The organism is Microcoleus sp. S13_C5 (assembly GCF_036700845.1).
GTDB lineage: Bacteria > Cyanobacteriota > Cyanobacteriia > Cyanobacteriales > Microcoleaceae > Microcoleus.
In genome coordinates this window covers 1-4593 of sequence record NZ_JAUBPR010000162.1, presented here as the reverse complement: position 1 = coordinate 4593, position 4593 = coordinate 1, and the positions used below count along the sequence as shown (strand labels likewise).

Here is a 4593-nt window from a genome sequence, read left to right as displayed (position 1 = left end):
GAGGTGGAATAATGTAATCGGGGTCAGTAGATGGCGCAGAAGGTTGGGGCAATCCGGTAGGATTATTAGTTGATTGGGGTTCTGTGGGTTCAGGTTCAGAGGCTAAATTTGGGGATGAGGGTTCCTGGTTTGTAGGATAAGTAAACCAGTTGGGTGTTTCTGATAAAGGGGTGGTTTCTGGAAGGTCGGAAACACTCGCAGCAGAGGAATCAAGTTGATTGGATTTGTCGAGTAAATTGGAGCGAGTTTCTGCTATAGCTGGGGTTGAGTAAGCGATGCTCAGGAGAGTCAAACCGACGAGAATACTACCATTGTATGCTGTTGAGAGGAGCCCAGTAGGATTAACGATAAATTTGAGGGGGTTAATTATCATTACAAGCGCAGCAATTAGGCATTAAATATATCAGTTAATACAGTAATTATACGCTGATATCCTGATAATTTAATATTTATTAAATCTATGGCGTTAATATTTTTATATAGCGCGTATAAATCATTAGTACAAATATGTAGGGGTAGTGCCCCCGTGCCTACCCCCCACGGATGGGGGCAACCAGGGAGAGTTTGCCGCTACAAGAATTACAGAATTCATTTAGGCTCGCTATAGATGGAATAAAAAAATATTTATTGGAATGAATATTTTAAATAATTAATATATAAAATTAAAATCAAGGGTGCGCTAACGGAAGTTAACGCACCTGAGAATTTCAAAATTGAGACAATTAGACAACCGCGCTAGCGATGCTAAAATCAGTCGCCCCAATCAAGGCGGAATTTGTGTTAACTAAAGAAGCGAGGGTGACTCCGGTTGATGCAATTTTAATTAAGGTGGAAGTGCCACTTTGGGCAATCTGTAAAGCGCCGAAAGTTAAACCTCCATCTAATCGGATTATATCTACGCCATCTTGGAAATTGTAGATGGAATCCAGACCCATTCCCGATGCCAGAACAAAGGTATCACTCCCTGCATTACCATAAAGCTGATCGCTACCTGCACCGCCATTGAGGATATCATTTCCATCACCCCCATAGAGGATGTCATTACCCACTTCACCAAGGAGTTCGTCGTTACCAGCATCACCGTAAAGACGATCGCTGCCATTACCCCCCAACAGCAAATCGTTATCATTGCCACCATAGACAACATCGTCGCCGTCGCCACCATTGATGGTATCGTTTCCGGCGTTACCGTAGAGGCGATCGCTACCTGGTAAACCATTGATTTGGTCGGCACTGGCAGTACCAGTGCCCTGGAAAAGATCGTTATTGGGTGTAAGGTTGACAAACTCGTCGATGTCGTTAATATTGACTACCAATGGCTTATCGTAAGTCAGTCCTCCAGCATCAGTTGTGCGAACGCGGATACTGTAACTGGACTTAGTTTCAAAGTCGGGGGAAGCGTTGATTCGCAGTTCGTTGCTGACAATGGAGAATGCACTATTATTGGTGTCTCCCGTGCCAGCAACTAAACTGTAAGTAAAGGTATTACCTGTGTCGGGGTCGGTGCTGGTGAAAGTACCGACTGCGCTGTTAGCGGCAACATTTTCATTAATGCTGTTGTTGCTGAGAGTAAGGTCGGTTGGTGTTTCATTGACATTGTTAATATTGACTACCAATGGCTTATCGTAAGTCAGTCCCCCTTGATCGGTAGTGCGAACGCGGATGTTGTAAGTGGACTGGGCTTCAAAGTCGGGGGAAGCGTTGATTTGCAGTTCGTTGCTGACAATGGAGAATGCACTATTATTGGTATCTCCCGTGCCTGCCACTAAACTGTAAGTAAAGGTATTGCCTGTGTCGGGGTCGGTGCTGGTGAAAGTACCGACTGCGCTGTTAGCTGCAACGTTTTCATTAATGCTGCTACGGCTGAGGCTTATATCTGTGGGGGCAACATTATTGGTGTAAATTTTAACGTCATCAATGTTCCAAGAACCTATAGTGTATACACCATTACTACCAATATTAAAACCAAATCGAATTTGAGTATTAGCACTCTTGTAAGCAGAAATATCAAAACTTTGCGGTGTCCAAGCTGCATCATATGTTCCTTGAGAGTTTATCCACAGAGGAGTCCAACTACTGCCGTTGAAAATCTCAACCTTATTCGTCATATAGGGCGCGTAGTCGCTATTTAACCAACGGTAGTAATCAAAGACAACACTTCCTGAAGTATTGGTATTAATTACAGGACTGGTTAAGTAGTAATAGTCATGTAGGGCAGTTGAGGCATTTCCACCAATGACAACACCTGCAACACCATTATCAGAGGTAATGGTATTGTCAACAGAGGGATCAGGGTTTCCAACACCACCACTAGAGGCTGTTGCCGATCCGATTTGCCATTCAGGGCCAAGTGTCCAACCTTGACTGTTATTGGCAAAAGACTCAACAAAAATATCTGCTAATATTGACTGATAAGTTGCCATCGTCTCGGTGGTAAAGGCTAAAGATGACTCAATTGTTCCTGTTGTCATCTCTAACTCCCAGTTTCCCCCTTTTGCAGCGCTCCCCGTCAGGGTTTTAGAGGCAGCAATATTGGCTCCGGTCAAAGCGTGTAACTTAGTAATAAATTCTTCTCCTGCATCCCCTGCTGCCACATTACAACCATAGAGCAGCACATTAACAACATCCCACTGTTGCAGTTGAGGGGCGTAGCGGTTAAGGTTATCTAAACTCAGTTGGCTATTTCCCAGATACAAGCAACCGGGGGAACCGTGAGAAATAATATGAACGGCATCGATATTCTGACGCTGTTGTAAAACTTGGCTAATTTGCTCGATGCCATCAGCCGTCCCATCTAGGACAAAGACTTCAGTAGTGGGAATGACACCCTCAATGAGTAGATCGGCGTTTTCTACTCCAGCATCGATAAAAACAATTGTGGTGGCTGGATTGATAGTTTTTGTAGTATTTAGCATGGGTTTCATCTGGGGAATGTCCTTGTTATTCATCAGAAGGTATTGCGGATAAAAAACCTCTCTTAATGAGGATCTTTCCTGGCTTCCTGTGGCGAGAGCCGCTAAGATCCTCATATCATCTTTGAGAGGGGAGAAAATTGATTGAATTACTGGGTCAGCTTGCTAGCTAACAACTCTCAACAGTTCTAGGGCTTGGTCGTACCCAAAACAGCGCCGCTAGTAGTACCTAGGTTGATGGTGTATCCTGCTGTGAAGGTATTGCTTTGCGGGGTAGCGCGAGCGCTGTCTTCTATTGTGTTGAGGTTAAAGCCGGCGGGGTCGCCAAGACCGTTGAGGCTCAGTGTACCCGCAGTACCAAGGGCAAAGGCTGAGTTCTGTAAACCATTTGCATTGGTGCCGTTGTAGTTGAAAGAATGAGCAACAGCATTTTCTTTACCGACAGCAGCCGAGACAGCCACACCTGTGACGTTACCGCCGTTAACAGTGAAAGCCGCAGAACCTGCCACACCACCTTCACCCGCACGGGCTACGGTAGCGAAACCAAAAGCATTGAGAATAACGAGACCACTAACGAAAGCAATACGACGAATCATAATTTTTCAACTCCAGGGTTGGTTTTTTTTCTTCTATTAGTTAGACGTTTCCCGAAGGCGGTTTGTGAATTATTCAGTCTTTAGATAGATGGCATCTCTAACTTTTGGGGGATGACGCGGTTTGAGGGAGGATTTAAGCAATTCCTGCTACGCAGTCCATCTCTTCCTGAGAATCTAGATTGGCGAAACCAGGGATGCCGAATTTTTCCATGCCAAATTCCGCCTAGCGCCATATCGCGCCCAGCGCCAGTCATCGAGAAAGCGGGAATATAGGGGATTGCAGCTCGCGGCAGCATTAATGCCACCTGCACGCCAATAGCTTTTGGCTTTCCCAAGACTCAGAAAGCAATCGGCTGTAAAAACTGATTTAAAGGGATTTTCTGCCTGCCTATTTTTCAGATGGAAGAAAGCAAGCCGCCGCCACTGTCTGCCCACATCCTCCTGTACAGTAGAAAAGGCGATACACAAGACGCACCGTTGCGCGATATGCCTCCTGCACCCTGGCGCGATCGCATTTCTTGAGATCGAACATCGGTCAAGTATTGGTTTTCTCTGTTGAGAAACTGGGAATACAGCGGATTGCAGTCGCTGATCGTACAACAGCCCTGTGCGGGCAGCATTAATGATGCCTGCACACCAAGAGCTTTTTGGCTTTCCCAAGACTCAGAAAGCAATCCGCTATTGGCGTTAGGCGCGATCGCTTTTTCGCTGTCATTCCCCAGACTATTTGCCAATATCCGTAGGGGCGAATAATCCTTCGCGCCTCGATGCAAAACACACACCGCCGCTTCTTGCTGTTCCTCACCCGCAACAATTTCTCTTTCTTTTATCTCCCCATCAGATTGAGCATTCACTAAAACCGGCTCTTGAACTTCCCCACCTGCAACAATTTCTCTTTCTTCAATCTCCTCTGTAACAGTTTTTTTTTCAACAATATTCTGAGACTTTTTCCCTTTTGCAGACTGAGGAGAAACCCTGGACTTAGGATTAGACAAATCCGAGTCAGTCCCCAGGGTAAGCGCATCTAATTTGGTCTTTTAAAATACAGATTATTTGGTCCAAAGATGAGAGAGCAATATTTTTAC

3 protein-coding genes and 1 pseudogene are annotated in these 4593 nt (G+C 45.3%); all 4 read right to left on the bottom strand.

Annotated features, from left to right (window positions below):
* Positions 1-373: pseudogene (locus QUA04_RS26455) on the bottom strand (hypothetical protein); the annotation flags it as partial.
* Positions 374-722: 349 nt separating this feature from the next.
* A complete protein-coding gene (locus QUA04_RS26450; protein WP_333262898.1) occupies positions 723-2948 on the bottom strand; it encodes a DUF4347 domain-containing protein in 2226 nt (741 codons plus the stop codon).
* 152 nt (positions 2949-3100) lie between these two features.
* Positions 3101-3508, bottom strand: a complete 408-nt coding sequence (locus QUA04_RS26445; RefSeq protein ID WP_333262895.1) for a hypothetical protein — start codon at positions 3506-3508, stop codon at positions 3101-3103.
* 395 nt (positions 3509-3903) lie between these two features.
* Complete coding sequence (locus tag QUA04_RS26440; protein ID WP_333262892.1) at positions 3904-4503, bottom strand: hypothetical protein; 600 nt, start codon at positions 4501-4503, stop codon at positions 3904-3906.
* Between the last annotated feature and the right edge of the window lie 90 nt (positions 4504-4593).

What these genes read in the sequence shown, in the direction of transcription:
- QUA04_RS26450 (WP_333262898.1), bottom strand. Translation starts at nt 2,948, where the DNA reads ATGAATAACAAGGACATTCCCCAGATGAAACCCATGCTAAATACTACA.
- QUA04_RS26445 (WP_333262895.1), bottom strand. Translation starts at nt 3,508, where the DNA reads ATGATTCGTCGTATTGCTTTCGTTAGTGGTCTCGTTATTCTCAATGCT.